The organism is Nonomuraea sp. NPDC049269 (assembly GCF_043197155.1).
In the GTDB taxonomy this organism is placed as follows: domain Bacteria; phylum Actinomycetota; class Actinomycetes; order Streptosporangiales; family Streptosporangiaceae; genus Nonomuraea.
On the sequence record NZ_JBICSO010000013.1, the window covers coordinates 178320 to 195509 of the forward strand.

The window sequence follows — 17190 nt, forward strand, 5'->3', positions numbered from 1 at the left end:
GACCATGGCGGCGGGTCAGCAGTTCACCCCCCTTGGAGGGTATCAATGCGACGAATCGGTGTCGCGGCGGCGTGTGCGGCATTCGCGCTCCTGGCGAGCGCGTGCGCCCCGGAGACGAGCTCATCGGGTACGGCCAATGCGCCGAGCGCCGGCGAGAAGGTCTCCCTGAGCGTCTGGAGCAAGTTCAGCGGTCGCGAGCTGGGAGTGCTCCAGAAGGTGCTGGACGGTTTCCAGGCCAAGCACCCGAACATCACGGTCAAGAACCAGGGAAGCCAGGACGACGACAAGGTCGCCCAGGCGATCAGAGGAGGAAACCCTCCAGACGTCGCCATCTCCTTCTCCACCGACAACATCGGCCAGTTCTGCTCCGGCGGCGCCTGGCAGGACCTCAAGGACTACATCGCCCGCGACAAGGTGGACCTGAACCAGCTTCCCGCCGCCACCCGCGCGTACACCGAGTTCAAGGGCACGCGCTGCGCGATGCCGCTGCTCGCCGACGTCTACGGCCTCTACTACAACAAGGCGATGTTCGCCAAGGCCGGCATCAGCGCGCCCCCGAAGACGATGTCGGAGCTGTTCGAAGCCGCCAAGAAGCTGACGGTGCGTAACCCCGACGGGTCCATCAAGGTCGCCGGGTTCGTGCCCACGATCGGCTTCTACGCCAACCACGTGCAGATGTGGGCGGCCAGCTGGGGCGCCCAGTGGGCGGGCCAGGACGGAAAGTCCGCCCTCGGCACCGACCCCCAGTGGCAGGCGATGCTGGAGTGGGCGAAGAAGTTCACTGACTTCTACGGGCGCGACAAGCTGGCGAAGTTCACGGCCGGTCTCGGCCAGGAGTACTCCCCGGACCATGCCTTTGAAAAGGGGCAGATCGCCATGGCGATGGACGGCGAGTTCCGCACCGCCTTCATCGAGGCGGAAGCGCCCAAGCTGGACTACGCCACGGCTCCGTTCCCGGTCGCGGACAACAAGCCCGACCTGTACGGCGGTGGCTACACCACCGGAACGATCATCGGGATCCCCAAGGGCGCCAAGAACGCCGGTGCCGGCTGGGAGCTGGTCAAGTATCTGTCGACCGACCCCGGCGCCCTGCAGGAACTGGCCCATGGCCTCAAGAACGTTCCGTCCACGGTCCCCGCGCTGCAGGATCCGACGTTGCAGAAGGACGTCCACTTCAAGACCTTCCTCGACATCTTCGCCAACCCGAACCTGGCCACGAACCCGGCCAGCGCGAACGGCGGCGCCTACCTCAAGTCCGCCGAGGACTTCGCCATCTCCTACCAGAGCGGTGGCGTCCCCGACCTGAAGGCGGGACTGGCCAAGACGGGCACACAGATCGACGCCGACGCGCAACTCGGCAGCTGACCGCTGATGACCGCCGCACCGCACACCACGCACGTGGCCGGATCCCCCTTCACCAGGTGGATCCGGCCGCGGCCGGGACACTGGATACGGCCGCTGGCCTTCATGGCACCGGCGCTGGCCGGGTTGGCGCTGTTCGTCGTCTACCCGCTCGCCGCGCTGGTCTACTACTCCTTCACCCGCTACGACCTGCTCAACGCTCCGGTGTGGGTCGGGCTGCGCAACTACGTCTTCCTGCTCTGGGGCGATCCGCTGGCCCGCAAGGCGGCCTACAACACCGTGTGGCTGGTCGTCGTCATCACCGTGCTCCGCCTGGTCTTCGCCACCGGAGTCGCGGCCGTGCTGGTCCGGGTGAGAAACGGCGCGGGGCTGTTCCGGACGCTGATCTACCTGCCCGCGCTGGCTCCGCCGGTGGCGGCCACCCTGGCCTTCACCTTCCTCTTCAATCCCGGCACCGGGCCGGTCAACACGGTGCTGAGCTGGTTCGGCGTCTCCGGGCCGCTGTGGTTCAGCGACCCGGCGTGGGCCAAACCCGCGCTGACCCTGCTCACCCTGTGGGCCTCGGGCGAGCTGATCATCATCATCATGGCGGGGATGCTGGACGTGCCCGGCGAGCTCTACGAAGCGGCGTCCCTGGACGGCGCGGGCTCGATGCGGCGGTTCTGGCACGTCACGCTTCCGGCGATCGCGCCGGTGCTCGTCTTCGGGGTGATCAACTCCATCATCCTCGGGCTGCAGTACTTCACCCAGGCGGTGGTCGCGGCCTCGGTGGCCTCCGGGTCGGCCGACATCGCCGGCAGCCGGCGGGTCATCGGCTACCCGGACAACTCGACGCTGACCTTCCCCGTCTGGCTGTACCAGCAGGGGTTCCACTACTACAACATGGGCTACGCGTCAGCCATGTCCATCGCCCTGTTCGTGGTCTCGACGGTGTTCACCGTGTTCTTCGTGCACCGTCTACGCCGTGCTTCCCATGCCGAGGAGATGGCGTGATGGCCACGCTCACCACCACCACAGACCTCGCCACCGGCCCGGCGTCCCGGCGCGGACCGGCGCGCCGCCGCCGGTCGAACCGGCGTGGCCTCATGCGCTGGATCGCGGTGCACAGCGTCGCGCTGGCCATCGGGCTGATGTTCGTCCTGCCGCTGGTCTTCGTCGCGCTCACCGCGTTCATGTCGGACCGGCAGGCGCTGACGGCCGATCTGTGGCCGCGGTCCTGGCATCCGGCGAACTTCGCGGCGGTGTTCAACACCGCGCCGCTGCTGAAGTACCTGGGCAACAGCATGATGTACTCGCTGCTCGCCACCGCCGGGATGCTGCTGTCCAGCGTCCCGGCCGCCTACGCGCTGGCCCGGATGCGCTGGCGGGGCCGCCAGGCGGTGTTCCTGGTGATCATCGCCGCCATGATGATACCGCCGCAGGTCCTGTCGGTCCCGCTCTACCTGCTGTGGGCCCGTTTCCACCTCACGGGCACCCTGTGGCCGCTGATCCTGCCGTACTTCCTGATCGACGCGTTCAGCATCTTCCTGCTGCGGCAGTTCTTCCTCACGGTCCCGCAGTCCTACCTCGACGCCGCCCGCGTGGACGGCTGCGGCGACCTGCGGACGCTGCTGCGGGTGCTGCTCCCGATGACCCGGCCCGGCATCGCGGCGATCTCCCTGTTCTGCTTCATGTACACCTGGAACGACTATTTCGGGCCGCTGCTGTACGCCGGGGAGAACCCGGACCAGTGGACCCTGTCGCTGGCCCTGGCCTCGTTCCGGGGCGCGCACCAGGTGCAGTGGAACCTCACCATGGCCGCGACGGTCGTGGTCATGCTCCCGGTCATCCTCCTCTTCGTCCTCGCTCAGAAGTCCTTCGTCCGCGGCATCACCTTCACAGGAGTCAAGGGTTGAAACTCACCATCGTCGGAGGCGGCTCCACCTACACCCCGGAACTGGTCAGCGGGATCGCCCATCAGTACGCCGATCTCGATGTCGAGGAGATCGCGCTGGTCGACCCGGACACCGAGCGGCTGGAGGTGGTGGGCGGGTTCGCGCGCCGCCTCCTCGATCACGCGGGTCATCCGGCCAAGGTGCGCCTCACCGCCGATCTCGAGGCCGGTGCCGACGGGGCCGCCGCCGTGCTGCTCCAGCTACGCGTCGGCGGCCAGGCCGCCCGCGTGACGGACGAGACCGTGCCGCTGGAGTGCGGCTGCGTCGGTCAGGAGACCACGGGTGCGGGGGGCCTGGCCAAGGCGCTGCGCACGGTGCCGGTGGTCCTCGACCTCGCCGAACGGGTGCGGCGGATCGCCGGCGAGAAAGCCTGGATCGTCGACTTCACCAACCCGGTCGGCATCGTCACCCGGGCGCTGCTCGACGCCGGTCACCGTGCGGTGGGGCTCTGCAACGTCGCCATCACCTTCGAGCGCTGGGTGGCCGGGAAACTGGGTGTCGCGCCGGAGACGATCGCGCTGGACCACGCCGGGCTCAACCATCTGACGTGGGTGCGGGCCGTGCGCGTCGACGGCGTGGACGTACTCCCCCGGCTGCTGTCCGAGCATGCCGACGAACTCGCCGAGCACGTCGGGCTCCCCGCCGAGGTGATGCGCCGGCTCGGCGCCGTGCCGTCTTACTACCTGAAGTACTACTACCGTCACGACGCGATCGTGGCCGACCGGCGCGGCCCGTCGCGAGCCGAGGCCGTGAGCGAGATCGAGCATCAGCTTCTTGAGCTGTACCGCGATCCGAGCCTGGTCGCCAAACCGGCGTTGCTGGAGCAACGGGGTGGCGCCTACTACTCGGAGGCGGCGGTGCGGCTGGTGGCGTCCCTGCTGGGCGACAAGGGAGATGTGCAGGTGGTGAACGTCCGCAACGGCTCCACCCTGCCGTTCCTGCCCACCGACGCCGTGGTCGAGGTCCCCGCCCGGATCACCGGCGCCGGCCCGGTCCCCCTGCCGGTGGCTCCGCTGCCGCCGGCCATCTCGGGGCTGGTCGCGCACGTCACCGCGTACGAGAGCCTCGCCCTGGAGGCGGCGCTGCACGGCGGCCGTGACCGGGTGTTCGACGCGCTGCTGGCGCACCCGCTCATCGGCCAGATCGACCAGGCGGAGACCCTGGCCGACCGGCTGGTCGCCGTCAACCGTGACTTCCTGCCCTGGGCGGCGGCGTGATCGACGGAGTGCTGGCGATCGACGGCGGCAACTCGAAGACGGACGTCCTGCTCGTCGCGGCCGACGGCACGGTGCTGTCACGGGTGCGCGGTCCCGGGGCGTCGGCGCAGCAGGTAGGGGTCGCCGCCAGTGCCGCCACCCTCGACGCGCTGGTCCGGCAGGCGGCGCGGCGGTTCGATCCGGCGGCTCGTGCCCCGTACGCCCGGCACACCGCGGCCTACCTCGCCGGAGTCGACTTCCGCCGGGAGCAGGAGGCGCTGACGCGGGAGCTGGCCGTGCTGGGCTGGTCCGAGGAGATCACCGTCGACAACGACATCTTCGCGCTGCTGCGCGCCGGCACCCCCGGGCATGGGGTCGCCGTGGTCTGCGGGGCGGGCATCAACTGCGTCGGTGTGGCGCCGGACGGCCGGACCTTGCGGTTCCCCGCGATCGGCCGGCTGTCGGGCGACTGGGGCGGCGGTTCGTTCCTGGGCGACGAGACGTTGTGGCGGGCGGTACGGGCCGAGGACGGTCGCGGCCCCGACACCGCGTTGCGGGGGGCGGTGGCCGAGCACTTCGCCGTGTCCTCGGTGGCCGACCTCGTCGAGCGACTCCACTTCGGGGAGGTCGGCCGCGTCCGGCTCCAGGAGCTCAATCCGCTGCTGCTGGCGACCGCGAGCGCCGGCGACGCCGTGGCCAGGGAGGTGGTCGACCGGCTGGCCAAGGAGGTGGTCCTGCTCGCGTCGGCGACGCTGCGCCGGTTGGATCTGCTGCACGTTCCGGTGGACATCGTGCTGGGGGGCGGCGTGCTCGCAGGTGGCGATCGGTACCTGCTCGACCGCATCCACGCCGGTTGCGACCGGGCGGCACCGAAGGCGACGGTCCGGGTGGTGGAGGTGCCCCCGGCCGTGGGCGCCGCGCTGCTGGGCCTGGACAAGCTCGGCGCGAGCGCCGACGCGGAACACCGTCTGCGCGGCTCCTACCGGTAGCCGCCTGCCTTCAGGCATCCCGTGAGCGAAACACGGCGAACGCCACGGCCAGCAGCAGTGCGGTGCAGGCGGCCATCAGCCCCAACCCCACCCAGGGAGTCAGCCGGTCGGGGTTCTGCACGGTGGTGGCGACCTGGAGACCGGCCGAGATGGGCCAGTACGTCATCAGCACCTCTCCGGCCTCCTCGGGCAGGAGCCTGGGACCGATGATCGGGATGAGGAAGTTGACCGCCACCAGCACCGTTACCGCGATCATCGTGCCCCGCAGCAGACAGCCCAGCGCCACGCCCACCAACCCGACCAGCCCCCAGATCAGCCCCATCCCGGCGACGGCCCGCAGCACCCCGGGCTGGCCGAGCGTCGCGCTGGGGGCACCGGAGGCGGCGATGGCCGCCTGCCCGAGAAGGAACGCGGCGAAGCTCGCGACCTCTCCCGCGATCAGGGCGATGCCGCCGAACAACCCGGCCTTGGCGGCCAGCAACCGTCCTCGCCGCGGCACCACGCTCAGGCTCGTCCGGATCATCCCGGTGACGTACTCCGAGGTCACCACCAGCACACCCAGCGCACCCACCACCGTCTCGGCGAACAGGAACCCGCCGTACATGCTGATGTTCGTCGCGTCGAACACGCCACTCGCCCCCGACGCCCGGTATCCCTCGCCCGCGCGGTAGGCGGTGAGGCTGCCGAGACCCGCCATGAGCACCACGGCGATCAGCAGGGTGGACAGGTTCGACGGGATCGTGCGGAACTTGGTCCACTCCGAGTGGAACGTGTCCGCGATGCTCGCCCTCATGCCACGACCGCCTGGTACTCGATGCTGTCACGGGTCAGGTTCATGTACGCCTCCTCAAGGGAGAGCCGTTGAGGTGTCAGCTCCGAAAGCGCCACCCCGGCCTCCATCGCGACCTTGCCGATCTCTCCGGCCTCCAGCCCGGTGACGACGAGCGCGGCCTCGGGGCCCGGCTCGACGGAGGCACCCGCGCCGACCAGGCGGCGGGTGAGCAGGTCCTGGTCATCCGCGCGGACCAGCACGCCGGAGCTGTGCCGGACGAACTCCCGCATCCCGACGTCCGCGATCAGCCTGCCCCTGCCGATGACGACGAGGTGATCCGCGGTGAGCGCCATCTCGCTCATCAGATGGCTGGAGACCAGGACCGTACGGCCCTCGTCGGCCAGCCCGCGCATCAGCTCGCGGATCCACTTGATGCCTTCGGGATCCAGCCCGTTGACCGGCTCGTCGAACAGCAGCACCCGCGGATCACCGAGCAGCGCCGCCGCGATGCCGAGCCGCTGGCCCATGCCCAGGGAGAACGTGCCGGACCGCTTGCGCGCCACCGATTCCAACCCGACCAGGCGCAGCACCTCGTCCACCCGTTTCTCCGGGATCGCGTTGGTGTGGGCGAGCCAGCGCAGGTGGTTGCGCGCCGTACGCGTGCCGTGCACCGCGCGGGCGTCCAGGAGAGCGCCCACTTCGCGCATCGGCAGCGGTGCGTTCACATAGTCGCCGCCGTTGACCGTCACGCTGCCCCCGTCCGGCCGGTCAAGGCCGAGGATCATCCGCATGGTCGTGGATTTGCCTGCTCCGTTGGGCCCGAGAAAGCCGGTGACCCGGCCCGGCTCGACGGTGAACGTCAGCCCGTCCACGGCGGTCTTGCCGCCATAACGCTTGGTCAGCCCCTCAAGCGCGATCATCTCTCAGCCCGCTCGCTCGTTGTCATGCTCCGAGGATCACCGGTGCGCGTCGCCGCCGGAATCCACCGATCGGTTGATGCGGTGGCCGTCCCGCCCTCTACGATCACGTGGGTGGGAGATCAACTCAGCGGCGCGCCTGCGCCCCTGTATCTGCTCGCGGGCGCTCCGGGCGCCGGGAAGACGACCTTGCTGCCGTATCTGCTGCGGGCGGCGGACGGGTTGGTGGTGATGGACTCCGATGAGCTGCTGGAGGACGGCGCGCTGCTCGGGGTGCCCATCGCGGTGCCGGAAGCCGCGCCCGTGTGGCCCGCGTACGACCGGATGTGGACGCGCATCGTGACCATGGTGCGGCGGGCCGGGCATCCGGTGCTGCTGCTGTCCCCGATCCCCGATCCCGGGGAGGTCGCCCCGGCGGGACGGTGGCACGAACCGGCTCATTGGGCCCTGCTGGACTGCCCCGACGAGGTGCGGCAGGACCGGCTGCGAGATCGCGGCTCACCGCGGGAGTGGACCGAGGAGGCGCTGGCGGACGCCGCGGAAGGCCGCGCGCTGATCCCGACGGTGTTCCACAGCGGGGACGAGGACGTCGCCGACCTGGCGGCGCGGATCCTCTCGTGGACGCGCGGCACTCAGGGGCGGCCCGGAATCCGGGCTTCGTGAGACGCTGACGGCGTGCGGATCGCGCTTCTTGGTGAGCTGGCGTTACGCGACGACGACGGCGTGCGGCTGCGCAGGCTTGATGTGCTGCCGGGCGCCATCGACGGCTACCTTGCGCTAGCCCGGCGCATTGACGCATCCGCCTGAGCCTGGAGGCTCGGCCAGCGCAGGATGCCGCTCCTATCACCACGGCGATCTACACCAACCGCACCCTGGGCCGGGCGGCTTTGTGCGAGCTACCGATCTTCCCCCTGAACATAGGTGAGCCAGGTGGTGGCCACGGGAAGGACCGCCTGAACGATGGTCGCGGCCGCGTGGATCACCACCATCTCCGGTGCGCTGCGCCAGGTCGGCCCCGCGACCGCGACCAGCTCGCGCGGGCAGGAGCGATCAGCCAGTGGCGGGGGTGAGGACACCGTCCAGCGCGTCGAGCGAGTGACCGGCGGCCAGCACCGTGCGGGTCTCGTCGACCAGGAACACCCGGGGGAAGGCCTTCACCCCGAACGCCTTGGCGAGCGGCCCGCCGTCCACCTCACCGTTGACGATCTTGGCCACCGGGGAGAGCAGGTCGAGCAGGTCGCCCATCTGATCGGGCAACCCCGCGACCACGGCGATCACCCCGTCCCGCCCGGCGGCCAGCTCGGCGAACTTGGGCGCGAGCTCCTTGCAGGGCGCGCACGAGGGAGAGAAGAAGCCGATGAGGGTCCGCTCACCCAGAGAGGCGGCCGTCAGCGTCTCGCCCTCGCTGGTCGTGGTCTCGAACTCGGCCGCCACCTCGCCGGCCTCCAGCCCGAGCCCCGGGTTGCCGGACCGCTCGTACAGGCCGTCGAGCCGCTGCGTGTGATCGCGCAGCCTCCGGATGACGCCGAGCATCAGCACCAGGTTGAGCACGGTCAACAGAGTGAGGACCAGCACTGCCGCCCACAGAGCGAAAACCATCACGATCTCCTCATCACGAACACATCGCTGATGTCACGGCATGCCGCGGTCCCAGCGGAGACTCCGGGCGCGGCGACAGCAGTGAATTTCGCATTTTTCTATGATGAGACCCGGGAATGCCTGAAATGCGTTTTGGCGACATGTAGGCATGAATCCAGAGCGCTATATGCGCTGGTCCGCTACCCCGCGCTGCACCTCGTTCCGGGCCAGAGCGTGGCAAGCGAGCGGCCCCATCACTCCTTTCCGAACGCGGCGGGCTCTTGATCACCACGGAGTCAAGCAGCGGGGCAATCGTCCGTCAAGACCTCCAAAAGGTGAATTATCGGGCCGCCGAAATTTCCCCAGGTCCTTTCGGTGGTACGGCGTTCAACTTCCGCACGCGGGGCCGCGCCGGGCCGCCGAAGCGGGTGGGCGCCAGAGGGTCGACACTCCAGACGGCCGGCCGGTGGGTCGCGGGGAGGCCCCGGCGTAGTGTGGGAGTATGACGATCATCGTTACGGGGGCGTCGGGGCTGCTCGGCGGGCTGTTGGTCGAGGCGCTTCGGGGTCAGGGGCAGCGGGTTGTCCGGATGGTCCGGCGGCCTCCGGAGGGTGATGAGGAGGCCTACTGGGAGCCTCGGGAGGATGTGATCGATCTTTCGGCGCTCGAAGAGGCCGAGGGGGTCGTCCATCTGGCCGGAGCGCCCATCGCCGACCGCCGCTGGAGTGAGGCGTACAAGCGCGAGCTCGTACGGAGCCGGGTCGACGGGACCCGTGTGCTCGTCAACGCGCTGCGGCAGCTCTCGCGGCCGCCCGAGGTGCTGGTGTCGGCCTCCGGGGTGGACTTCTACGGTGACACCGGAGATCGGGTCATCGACGAGTCCCAGGGGAAGGGCACCGGGTTTCTGGCCGACCTGTGCGAGCTCTGGGAAGGTGAGGCCAGGGCCGCCGGGGAGCTCGGGGTCAGGACCGCGCAGGTGCGTACCGGGCTCGTATTGAGCGGGCGGGGTGGGGCGCTCGGGCGAATGCTGCCCATCTTCAAGATGGGGCTCGGCGCGCCCCTGGGAAGTGGGAAGCAGTACTGGTCGTGGATATCCGAGGATGATTGGGTGCAGGCCGTACTGCATATCCTGAAAAATCGGGATTTGGTGGGGGCGGTTAATTTGACCGCGCCGAATCCCGTCACCAATGCCGAGTTCACCACCACGCTCGGGAAAGCCCTGCACAAGGGCACTGTGCCGATGCCGGTCCCGGCCTTCGCGCTGGGCATCGGCCTCGGCGAGTTCGCGCGGGAAGGGCTGTTGCCCAGCCACCGGATTCTGCCCGGGAAACTGTCCGATACCGGCTACAGATTCACCCATAGCCACCTCGACGCGGCGTTCGACGCCATAATCTAAAGTGCGTTCGTCCTTTACCACATGGGAGACATCAACATGACCAGGTCCGGCCAGTCACACATTCTTGCCATCGGCGGTGGATCGTTCCGCCCGACCGATCGTCACGGCTTTCTGGAGGCGAGCCCGCTGCTGCGCTACGGCCTCGACCTGACCGGCCAGGACCGGCCGAAGCTGGGGCTGGTCGCCACCGCGACGGGGGACAGCGCCGACTGGCTGCTGAAGATGTACGGCGCCTTCGCCGGATGGGACGTTGAGCTGAGCCATCTGACCGTGTTCCCGATGCCCAATGTCAGGGATCCCCGTGCGTGGATGCTCGAGCAGGACATGATCTATGTCAGCGGTGGCAGCGTGGCCAACCTGGCGGTTCTCTGGCGGTTGCACGGGCTCGACGAGGCCTTCGAGGAAGCGTGGCGGTCCGGTGTGGTGCTGTCCGGGCAGAGCGCGGGCGCGCTGTGCTGGCACGTCGGCGGCAACACCGACTCCTTCGGCCCCGAGCTGAACGTGTGGGCCGACGGCCTTGCCTTCCTGCCCTACTCGTGCGGCGTCCACTACAACTCCGAGCCGCAACGCCGGCCGCTGCTGCACCAGTCGGTGGCCAGCGGGGAGTTGCCCGAGGGCTACGCGGCCGACGAGGGCGTGGCGCTGCACTACGTGGGCACCGAGTTCATCCAGGCCGTAACCACCGATCCGGCTGGATATGCGTACAGGATCGAGCATGACGGGGCCGAAGGGGCGAAGGAGTTCCGGATCGAGCCCCGGCTGCTGACCTCCTGAATTACCCTTGATGCGTGAGGGAACGGCACAATGGACGCATGCGCCCCAAGCACGGGGTCGACCCCCACGCATTGGCCATCGTTCGCCTCGGTGTCGACGTCCCCTACGAGCAGGCTTGGCAGCTGCAACGCTGGGTGCACGGCAAGCGAGTCGCCCGTGAGCTGACCGACACGGTCCTGCTTCTGGAGCACGCGCCCGTCTACACAGCCGGCAAGCGCACCGCTCCGCACGAACGTCCCTCTGATGGCACCCCCGTGATCGACGTCGACCGCGGGGGCCGCATCACCTGGCACGGCCCCGGCCAGCTCGTCGCCTACCCGATCATCGAGGTCGGCGACGTGACCCGCTACATCTGCCGGCTCGAAGACACGATGATCCAGATCTGCGCCGACTTCGGCGTCACGGCCAGGCGGGTGCCGGGGTGGGCCGGGGTCTGGGCCGCGGGCGACCCCAGCCTCGGACTGCCCGACCGTCAGCTCGGCGCGGTCGCCATCCGCGTCTCGCGCGGCGTCACGATGCACGGCTTCGCGCTCAACTGCGCCAACGACCCGCGCTGGTTCAGCCGGATCGTTCCCTGCGGCATCCCGGACGTGGGCGTCTCCTCGCTGTCCGCCGAGACGGGCAGGCGGATCGTGGTCGAGGAGGTCCTGCCGATCGCCGAGAAACGGCTGGCCGAGGCGCTGGGCCTGGAGCCGTACGACCTCCACGAAGAAGACCTCATGCGGATGACCGGCCGCGGCTAGCCGGCCGGTGACCGAAGCGGTGCGGGAATCACCGTGAAATCTGGCATTTGCCTGTTTACGATCAGGTTGTGAAGCGGCTCGCGGCTCTGGTCCTCGCTCTCGTCGTGCACACACTGACGCTGGCGTTCGTCGTGCTGGGCGGGTGGACGATCGTGGTCAACACCCAGTTCGCCGCGGCGTGGGCGCTCGGCGGCCTGCTGATCGCCATCGGATGGATGCTGCGGCCGCGGCTCGGCCGCCTGCCCGCCGACGCCGAGGTTCTCGATCCCGCCTCGGCCAGGCAGCTGTACGGCATGGCCGACCGGGTGGCCGACCGGATCGGCGTCCGGCGTCCCAAGAAGGTGGCGGTCAGGGATCTGGTCCTGGGCGCCGGCTATTCGCGCAACGGCCTGCTCAGGACGCCGGTGCTGGTCATCGGGCTGCCCTCGTGGCTGGCCCTGTCGCCGAGGCGGCGGGTCGCGCTGCTGGCCGCCGCGTACGCGGAGCTGCCGACCGGCGACGAGCTCATCGTGAACGGCGCGCTATCGACGCTGGGCGAATGGCGGGAGGCCCTCCTCGGAGCGGCACCGCTGCGGGTGCGCGAGGAGGCCCAGACGAAGATCGCCTCATCGCTCGGCGCCCTGGACACCGTGAGCACCGGCTACGAGGTGGCCGGCTTCCTGGGCCGGATCGTCGGGCGGGTGCTCGGTGGCCCGGTGCTGCTCACCGAGTACTGCCTGAAACGGCTGGCCCGCTCCGGCGATGCCCACAGGCGCGAACAGCGCCAGGCGAGGGCCCTGCGTGTCATCACGGCCGGGGAACTGGCCGAGATCGACGGACTGCTGGCCAGCGGCAGCTACGTCGCCCCGATGCAGGCGGCCGCGCTGCGCGGCGAGAGCGTGGCGTCGATCAGGCAGGCCGCCCTGTCCCCCGCGCCGCCGGCCCTCGACGGCTCTCCCGCGCCGCTGACCCCCGACCGCGTCCTCATCGCCGCGCCCGGCTCCGAGCTGCTCGGCTCGGCGGAGTCGGACCGGATCGACGACGAACTGCTCCGCCACTACACCCGCGCGATCCGAGGCTTCGGCCTCATCATCTGAGGCATCCGCCCACAAGCCGCCCTGGGAGTAGGGCAGGGTGCGGCGCGACGTAAGCTGGGGCGGTGACCGTTGCTCCTGAAGGCCGAAAGCTCCTCCGCCTGGAGGTGCGCAACGCCGAAACCCCTATCGAGCGCAAGCCCCCGTGGATCAAGACCAAGCTGAGGACGGGCCCCGAATACACCGAGCTGAAATCGCTCGTGCGCCGGGAGGGCCTGCACACGGTCTGTGAAGAGGCGGGCTGCCCCAATATCTACGAGTGCTGGGAAGACCGCGAGGCGACGTTCCTCATCGGCGGCGACCAGTGCACGCGCCGCTGCGACTTCTGCCAGATCGACACCGGCAAGCCCAAGGAGTACGACCGGGACGAGCCGCGCCGCGTGGCCGAGTCGGTCGAGCAGATGGGCCTGCGCTACGCCACGGTGACCGGCGTGGCCCGCGACGACCTGCCCGACGGCGGCGCCTGGCTCTACGCCGAGACCGCGCGGCAGATCCACGCGCTGCTGCCCGGCTGCGGGGTCGAGCTGCTGGTGCCCGACTTCAACGGCAACCGCGAGCAGCTTGAAGAGGTGTTCTCGGCCAAGCCCGAGGTGTTCGCGCACAATGTCGAGACCGTGCCGCGGATCTTCAAGCGGATCCGGCCCGCGTTCCGCTACGACCGCTCGCTGGGTGTGATCACGATGGCCCGCGAGGCCGGGCTGGTCACCAAGTCCAACCTGATCCTGGGCATGGGCGAGACGCGTGAGGAGATCGTGGAGGCGATGCGCGACCTGCACGCCGCCGGCACCGACCTGCTGACGATCACCCAATACCTGCGCCCGACGCCCCGCCACCACCCGGTGGAGCGCTGGGTCAAGCCGGAGGAGTTCGTCGAGCTCCAGGCAGAGGCCGAGGCGATCGGCTTCGCCGGGGTGCTGTCGGGCCCGCTCGTCCGCTCCTCCTACCGCGCCGGCCGGCTCTACAAGCAGGCCATCGAGGCTCGCCAGAGCGCCTGACGCTCCGGGCCACGTTCAAGACCGTCTCCGCCAGGAGGCGGTCTTCTTCGTATCGCGCGCCGTACGTCATGACCGGGGCGTCCGCTCGTCCTACGATTCGATAACGGCCGATGACACTTCGGTCACGGTGGCGGTGACCGGCACGGGGCCCTGACTCCAGGCTCGCGGCCTTCGACGCGGTGCGGGCCACCTGCTTCTCCTCAGCCCCCGCACCTGGTCACGCTCACGTAGGCCGGGGTCTCACCGTCTCGTCACGGCGCCCGGCCCCGCATCACCGGAGGAGCGTCCCCCTGGACGGAGCCCGGCCCCGGACGGCGACTGGGGCTCACCGTGCTCTGCCGTAAAAGAAAATTGCCCGATTGACCACGGGCGTTTTCGTATCCCGGTCGGTTGGTTTGTATTCTTCGAAGCATGGCAAAGTCCGAGGATCCAGAGAAGCCGGGACGCATCAAGCAGTTCCGCATGATCGCGCAGATCATCAAGCAGGCCAACCCCAAGGGGTTGCCGATCGTCTTCCTTTCGGCGGTCGGCACGCTGGCTGTGGTCGTCGTGATCGGGCTGGTCACGGACTATCTGTGGTACTCGGTGTTCCTCGGCGTGCTCGCCGCGGCTACCGTCGGCCTCGTGGTGTTCGGGCAACTGGCTCAGAAAGCCCAGTATTCGATTCTGCACGGCCAGACCGGCGCCGCCGCCGCGGTGCTGCAGGGGATGCGGGGCAACTGGCAGGTCACCCCGGCCATCGCGGTCAACCGTGACCAGGACCTGATCCACCTCGTGGTCGGGTTCCCGGGTGTCGTGCTGGTGTCCGAGGGGCCCGGCAACCGGGTGGCGAAGATGCTCGCGGCCGAGAAGAAGCGCGTCGCGCGGGTGGTGCTGGGCGTCGAGATCTACGACATCCAGTGCGGCGACGGCGAGGGGCAGATCCCGCTGGGCAAGCTCCAGCGCCACATCATGAAGCTGCCGCGCAACCTGAAGAAGCCCGCGGTCAACGAGGTGAAGGACCGCCTGCGCTCCCTCCCCAAGAACATGCCGATGCCCAAGGGCCCGATGCCCAGGGGCGCCCGCGTGCCGCGCGGCCCCAAGATGCGCTAGTGCCGTTGAGGAGTGCGCCGATGCTGTCGGACTCGTCGCGGGCCAACCGCGGCTGGTGGGACGGCAACGCCGACGACTACCAGGTCGAACACGGCGAGTTCCTGCGTGACTCCGGCTTCGTCTGGTGCCCGGAGGGCGTCGACGAGGCCGAGGCGCGCCTGCTGGGCGAGGTGCGCGGGCGGCGGGTGCTGGAGATGGGCTGCGGCGCGGCACAGTGCGGGCGGTGGCTGGTCGGGCAGGGGGCCGAGGTGGCCGCGTTCGACCTGTCGCACCGGCAATTGCGCCACTCGCAGCGGATCGACCTCGACACCGGCGTGCACGTCCCTGTGGTGCAGGCCGACGCCGAGGCGCTCCCGTTCGCCGGCGGGTCGTTCGATCTGGCGTGCTCGGCGTTCGGGGCGCTGCCGTTCGTGGCCGATCCGCTGGCCGTGTTCCGGGAGGTGGGCCGGGTGCTCAGGCCGGGCGGCCGGTTCGTGTTCTCGGTCAGCCATCCGATCCGGTGGGCGTTCCCCGACGATCCGGGGCCGCGCGGGCTGACGTCCGACCGGTCCTACTTCGACCGTTCGCCCTATGTCGAGATGGACGAGTACGGTACGCCGACCTATGTCGAGCACCATCGGACGATGGGCGACTGGATCGGCCTGATCGTCGCCTCGGGGCTGACCGTGACGGGGCTGCTGGAGCCCGAGTGGCCGGCGGGCCATGACCGGGTGTGGGGCGGCTGGAGCCCGCTACGCGGCAAGCACATACCGGGCACCGCCATCTTCAGCTGCGCACGCGCCTGACCAGCCGACGTCAGCCGTGCCCGTACCTGGCCGCCATCGCGTGGAAGGCCGCCTTGGGCTCCCAGCGGGTCCGGTCGAGCATCCTGACCACGCCGTACGCGCCGAGGTCGGCGTCGCCGGGCCGGTTGTAGGAGGCGAAGGTGAACCACAGCGCCGTGTCGACGCCCTCCCGTTCGAAGACGTCGAGCAGCTCGTTCAGGTAGCGGACCTGCTCGCCCTCGTCGCGCTCCGAGCCGTCGGGCACGACCCACGCCATCCCCCCGCGCTCCCCCGCCCCCTTGTAGGCGCAGGTGCCGAACTCGGTCACCACGACGGGCTTACCGTGCTCGAAGTGGCCGCGCAGCTCCTCCACGAAGCCGCCGGCGTTGTACGCGGCACGGTAGGCGTCCACGCCGACCAGGTCGAACGGCGTCCAGTCGACGAACTCCCACGGCCCGGAGGCATAGGTGACCCGGCCGCCGAACAGCGGCCTGACCGTCTCGGCGGCCTGTCCGAGGAAGCCGTTGAAGCGGCCCATGATCGTGCCCAGCGACTGCCACCACTCCATGTCGGCCGACATCATCGCCCGCATCCGCTCGTGGTAGTCGGCGCCGGGCATGAACCCGTCGCAGAAGGCGCTGGTCTCGCAGCCGGTGACCAGCACCACCTCGGCGCCGCTCCGCCGTACGGCCTCGGCTCGTTCGGCGCAGTCGGCGTAGAGAGGGAGGATCCGTTCCGGCGGCAGGTCGACGGGGAAGGGCGCGAACCAGACCTCCAGCCCGGCCGCGGCGGCCTGCTCGGCCGCCACACTCAGCCGCTCCGGGTCGCCGCCGGAGACGCGTACGACCGCGCAGTGCAGCTCATCGGCTATCACCCGCATCTCGCGCCCGACCGTCTCGGCGTCGAACACCGCGCGGGACAGGCTCTCCCCCGGCAGGAACCCGGTGTCATAGTTGATACCTTTTTTCACGAAATATCTCCCTTAAAGCCGTGCTCGATGAGGTCGAAGGCGAGCTCGACCTCGCCCGCCAGCCGACCGCCCGCCTCCGCGATGGGCGTCCCGGCGACGAGCCGCTGGAAGAACCCCTCCTGCAGCGTCGTGATCACGGCGGTGATCTGCGCGGCCATGAGCTGGTCCCGCAGCTCGCACGCCCCGTCCGGCACGCCCCGCGCGCCCGCCAGCGCGGCGGCCAGCTCGTAGCGCTGCCCCGCCTGGGTCTGGTGCAGCCCCGCCATCAGCGCCGGGCTGGCCGAGATCACCCGGATCCGGGTGAGCAGGCCGTCGACGTCGACCTCCCCCATCCCCTCGGCGGCGAACGCCCGGTAGTGCTCGCGCAGCGCCCCGAGCGGCGTCTGCCCCGGCCTCCGCTCGGTGACGATCTTCGCCGTGTCGTCCTTGACCACGTCGAGGACCAGGCACTCCTTGGTCGGGAAGTAGGTGAACAGCGTCACCTTCGCGACCTCGGCCGCCTCGGCGATCTCGTTGACCGTCACGGCCTCGTAACCCCGCTCGGCGAACATCCGCAGCGCCACTTCGGCGATCCGCCGCCGCGTCTGCTCCTTCTTCTTCTCCCGCAGTCCCGCCATCATGAGGGCAAGCATAAA

Annotated in this window: 20 protein-coding genes; 14 read left to right on the top strand and 6 right to left on the bottom strand. The window is 69.7% G+C overall.

What is annotated here, in order from left to right; translation table 11 throughout:
- Nucleotides 1–45: 45 nt before the first annotated feature.
- From ACGFNP_RS54840 to ACGFNP_RS54860, 5 genes are read left to right on the top strand one after another with little or no spacing between them, the layout of a single operon-like run.
- Nucleotides 46–1365 (top strand): ABC transporter substrate-binding protein, encoded by a 1320-nt coding sequence (locus tag ACGFNP_RS54840; protein WP_393332194.1) that lies wholly within the window; start codon nucleotides 46–48, stop codon nucleotides 1363–1365.
- Between the two features lie 6 nt (nucleotides 1366–1371).
- Nucleotides 1372–2355, top strand: coding sequence for a carbohydrate ABC transporter permease (locus ACGFNP_RS54845; protein WP_393332197.1), 984 nt, complete (start codon nucleotides 1372–1374; stop codon nucleotides 2353–2355).
- Nucleotides 2355–3257, top strand: a complete 903-nt coding sequence (locus tag ACGFNP_RS54850; protein WP_358318322.1) for a carbohydrate ABC transporter permease — start codon at nucleotides 2355–2357, stop codon at nucleotides 3255–3257. The genes ACGFNP_RS54845 and ACGFNP_RS54850 overlap by 1 nt, the downstream gene beginning before the upstream one ends.
- Complete coding sequence (locus tag ACGFNP_RS54855; protein WP_358318321.1) at nucleotides 3254–4513, top strand: 6-phospho-beta-glucosidase; 1260 nt, start codon at nucleotides 3254–3256, stop codon at nucleotides 4511–4513. Before ACGFNP_RS54850 ends, ACGFNP_RS54855 begins: the two co-directional genes overlap by 4 nt.
- Complete coding sequence (locus ACGFNP_RS54860) at nucleotides 4510–5481, top strand: N-acetylglucosamine kinase (protein ID WP_393332200.1); 972 nt, start codon at nucleotides 4510–4512, stop codon at nucleotides 5479–5481. The genes ACGFNP_RS54855 and ACGFNP_RS54860 overlap by 4 nt, the downstream gene beginning before the upstream one ends.
- A gap of 10 nt (nucleotides 5482–5491) precedes the next feature.
- Here the strand turns inward: ACGFNP_RS54860 and ACGFNP_RS54865 are convergent, their stop codons facing one another.
- Both ACGFNP_RS54865 and ACGFNP_RS54870 read right to left on the bottom strand, forming a co-directional pair.
- On the bottom strand, nucleotides 5492–6274 hold the full coding sequence (locus ACGFNP_RS54865; RefSeq protein WP_358318319.1) for an ABC transporter permease: 783 nt from the start codon (nucleotides 6272–6274) through the stop codon (nucleotides 5492–5494).
- Complete coding sequence (locus tag ACGFNP_RS54870; RefSeq protein WP_393332204.1) at nucleotides 6271–7173, bottom strand: ABC transporter ATP-binding protein; 903 nt, start codon at nucleotides 7171–7173, stop codon at nucleotides 6271–6273. The genes ACGFNP_RS54865 and ACGFNP_RS54870 overlap by 4 nt, the downstream gene beginning before the upstream one ends.
- A 111-nt stretch (nucleotides 7174–7284) precedes the next feature.
- Here ACGFNP_RS54870 and ACGFNP_RS54875 point away from each other — a divergent pair, with 111 nt between their 5' ends.
- Both ACGFNP_RS54875 and ACGFNP_RS54880 read left to right on the top strand, forming a co-directional pair.
- Nucleotides 7285–7833: an AAA family ATPase gene (locus ACGFNP_RS54875; RefSeq protein ID WP_393332207.1), complete on the top strand. Its 549-nt coding sequence runs from the start codon at nucleotides 7285–7287 to the stop codon at nucleotides 7831–7833.
- A 12-nt stretch (nucleotides 7834–7845) separates the two neighbouring features.
- Nucleotides 7846–7977 (top strand): hypothetical protein, encoded by a 132-nt coding sequence (locus tag ACGFNP_RS54880; protein ID WP_358318316.1) that lies wholly within the window; start codon nucleotides 7846–7848, stop codon nucleotides 7975–7977.
- Nucleotides 7978–8066: 89 nt separating this feature from the next.
- Here ACGFNP_RS54880 and ACGFNP_RS54885 read toward each other — a convergent pair whose 3' ends face one another.
- Entirely contained in the window at nucleotides 8067–8246 is a 180-nt protein-coding gene (locus ACGFNP_RS54885; protein ID WP_393332210.1) for a hypothetical protein, read from the bottom strand.
- Entirely contained in the window at nucleotides 8221–8769 is a 549-nt protein-coding gene (locus tag ACGFNP_RS54890) for a TlpA family protein disulfide reductase (RefSeq protein WP_393332213.1), read from the bottom strand. The genes ACGFNP_RS54885 and ACGFNP_RS54890 overlap by 26 nt, the downstream gene beginning before the upstream one ends.
- A gap of 481 nt (nucleotides 8770–9250) precedes the next feature.
- On the opposite strand from ACGFNP_RS54890, the gene ACGFNP_RS54895 reads away from it, so the two are divergent.
- The 7 genes from ACGFNP_RS54895 to ACGFNP_RS54925 all read left to right on the top strand — a co-directional run bounded on the left by ACGFNP_RS54895 (nucleotide 9251) and on the right by ACGFNP_RS54925 (nucleotide 15606).
- Nucleotides 9251–10144, top strand: coding sequence for a TIGR01777 family oxidoreductase (locus ACGFNP_RS54895; protein ID WP_393332216.1), 894 nt, complete (start codon nucleotides 9251–9253; stop codon nucleotides 10142–10144).
- Nucleotides 10145–10180: 36 nt separating this feature from the next.
- Complete coding sequence (locus ACGFNP_RS54900; protein ID WP_358318344.1) at nucleotides 10181–10918, top strand: peptidase E; 738 nt, start codon at nucleotides 10181–10183, stop codon at nucleotides 10916–10918.
- A 38-nt stretch (nucleotides 10919–10956) separates the two neighbouring features.
- Nucleotides 10957–11661, top strand: coding sequence for a lipoyl(octanoyl) transferase LipB (gene lipB, locus ACGFNP_RS54905; RefSeq protein WP_358318313.1), 705 nt, complete (start codon nucleotides 10957–10959; stop codon nucleotides 11659–11661).
- 68 nt (nucleotides 11662–11729) lie between these two features.
- Nucleotides 11730–12737 (top strand): hypothetical protein, encoded by a 1008-nt coding sequence (locus ACGFNP_RS54910; RefSeq protein WP_393332219.1) that lies wholly within the window; start codon nucleotides 11730–11732, stop codon nucleotides 12735–12737.
- Nucleotides 12738–12799: 62 nt separating this feature from the next.
- The gene (gene lipA / locus ACGFNP_RS54915) at nucleotides 12800–13729 is read left to right on the top strand and encodes a lipoyl synthase (protein ID WP_219532704.1); all 930 of its coding nucleotides are present in this window, start codon (nucleotides 12800–12802) and stop codon (nucleotides 13727–13729) included.
- 411 nt (nucleotides 13730–14140) lie between these two features.
- A complete protein-coding gene (locus ACGFNP_RS54920; RefSeq protein ID WP_358318311.1) occupies nucleotides 14141–14821 on the top strand; it encodes a DUF4191 domain-containing protein in 681 nt (226 codons plus the stop codon).
- 20 nt (nucleotides 14822–14841) lie between these two features.
- Nucleotides 14842–15606, top strand: a complete 765-nt coding sequence (locus tag ACGFNP_RS54925; protein WP_358318310.1) for a methyltransferase domain-containing protein — start codon at nucleotides 14842–14844, stop codon at nucleotides 15604–15606.
- A gap of 10 nt (nucleotides 15607–15616) precedes the next feature.
- On the opposite strand, the gene ACGFNP_RS54930 is transcribed toward ACGFNP_RS54925, so the two are convergent.
- Both ACGFNP_RS54930 and ACGFNP_RS54935 read right to left on the bottom strand, forming a co-directional pair.
- Nucleotides 15617–16555 (bottom strand): hypothetical protein, encoded by a 939-nt coding sequence (locus ACGFNP_RS54930; RefSeq protein WP_393332225.1) that lies wholly within the window; start codon nucleotides 16553–16555, stop codon nucleotides 15617–15619.
- The gene (locus ACGFNP_RS54935; RefSeq protein ID WP_358318308.1) at nucleotides 16552–17175 is read right to left on the bottom strand and encodes a helix-turn-helix domain-containing protein; all 624 of its coding nucleotides are present in this window, start codon (nucleotides 17173–17175) and stop codon (nucleotides 16552–16554) included. Before ACGFNP_RS54935 ends, ACGFNP_RS54930 begins: the two co-directional genes overlap by 4 nt.
- Between the last annotated feature and the right edge of the window lie 15 nt (nucleotides 17176–17190).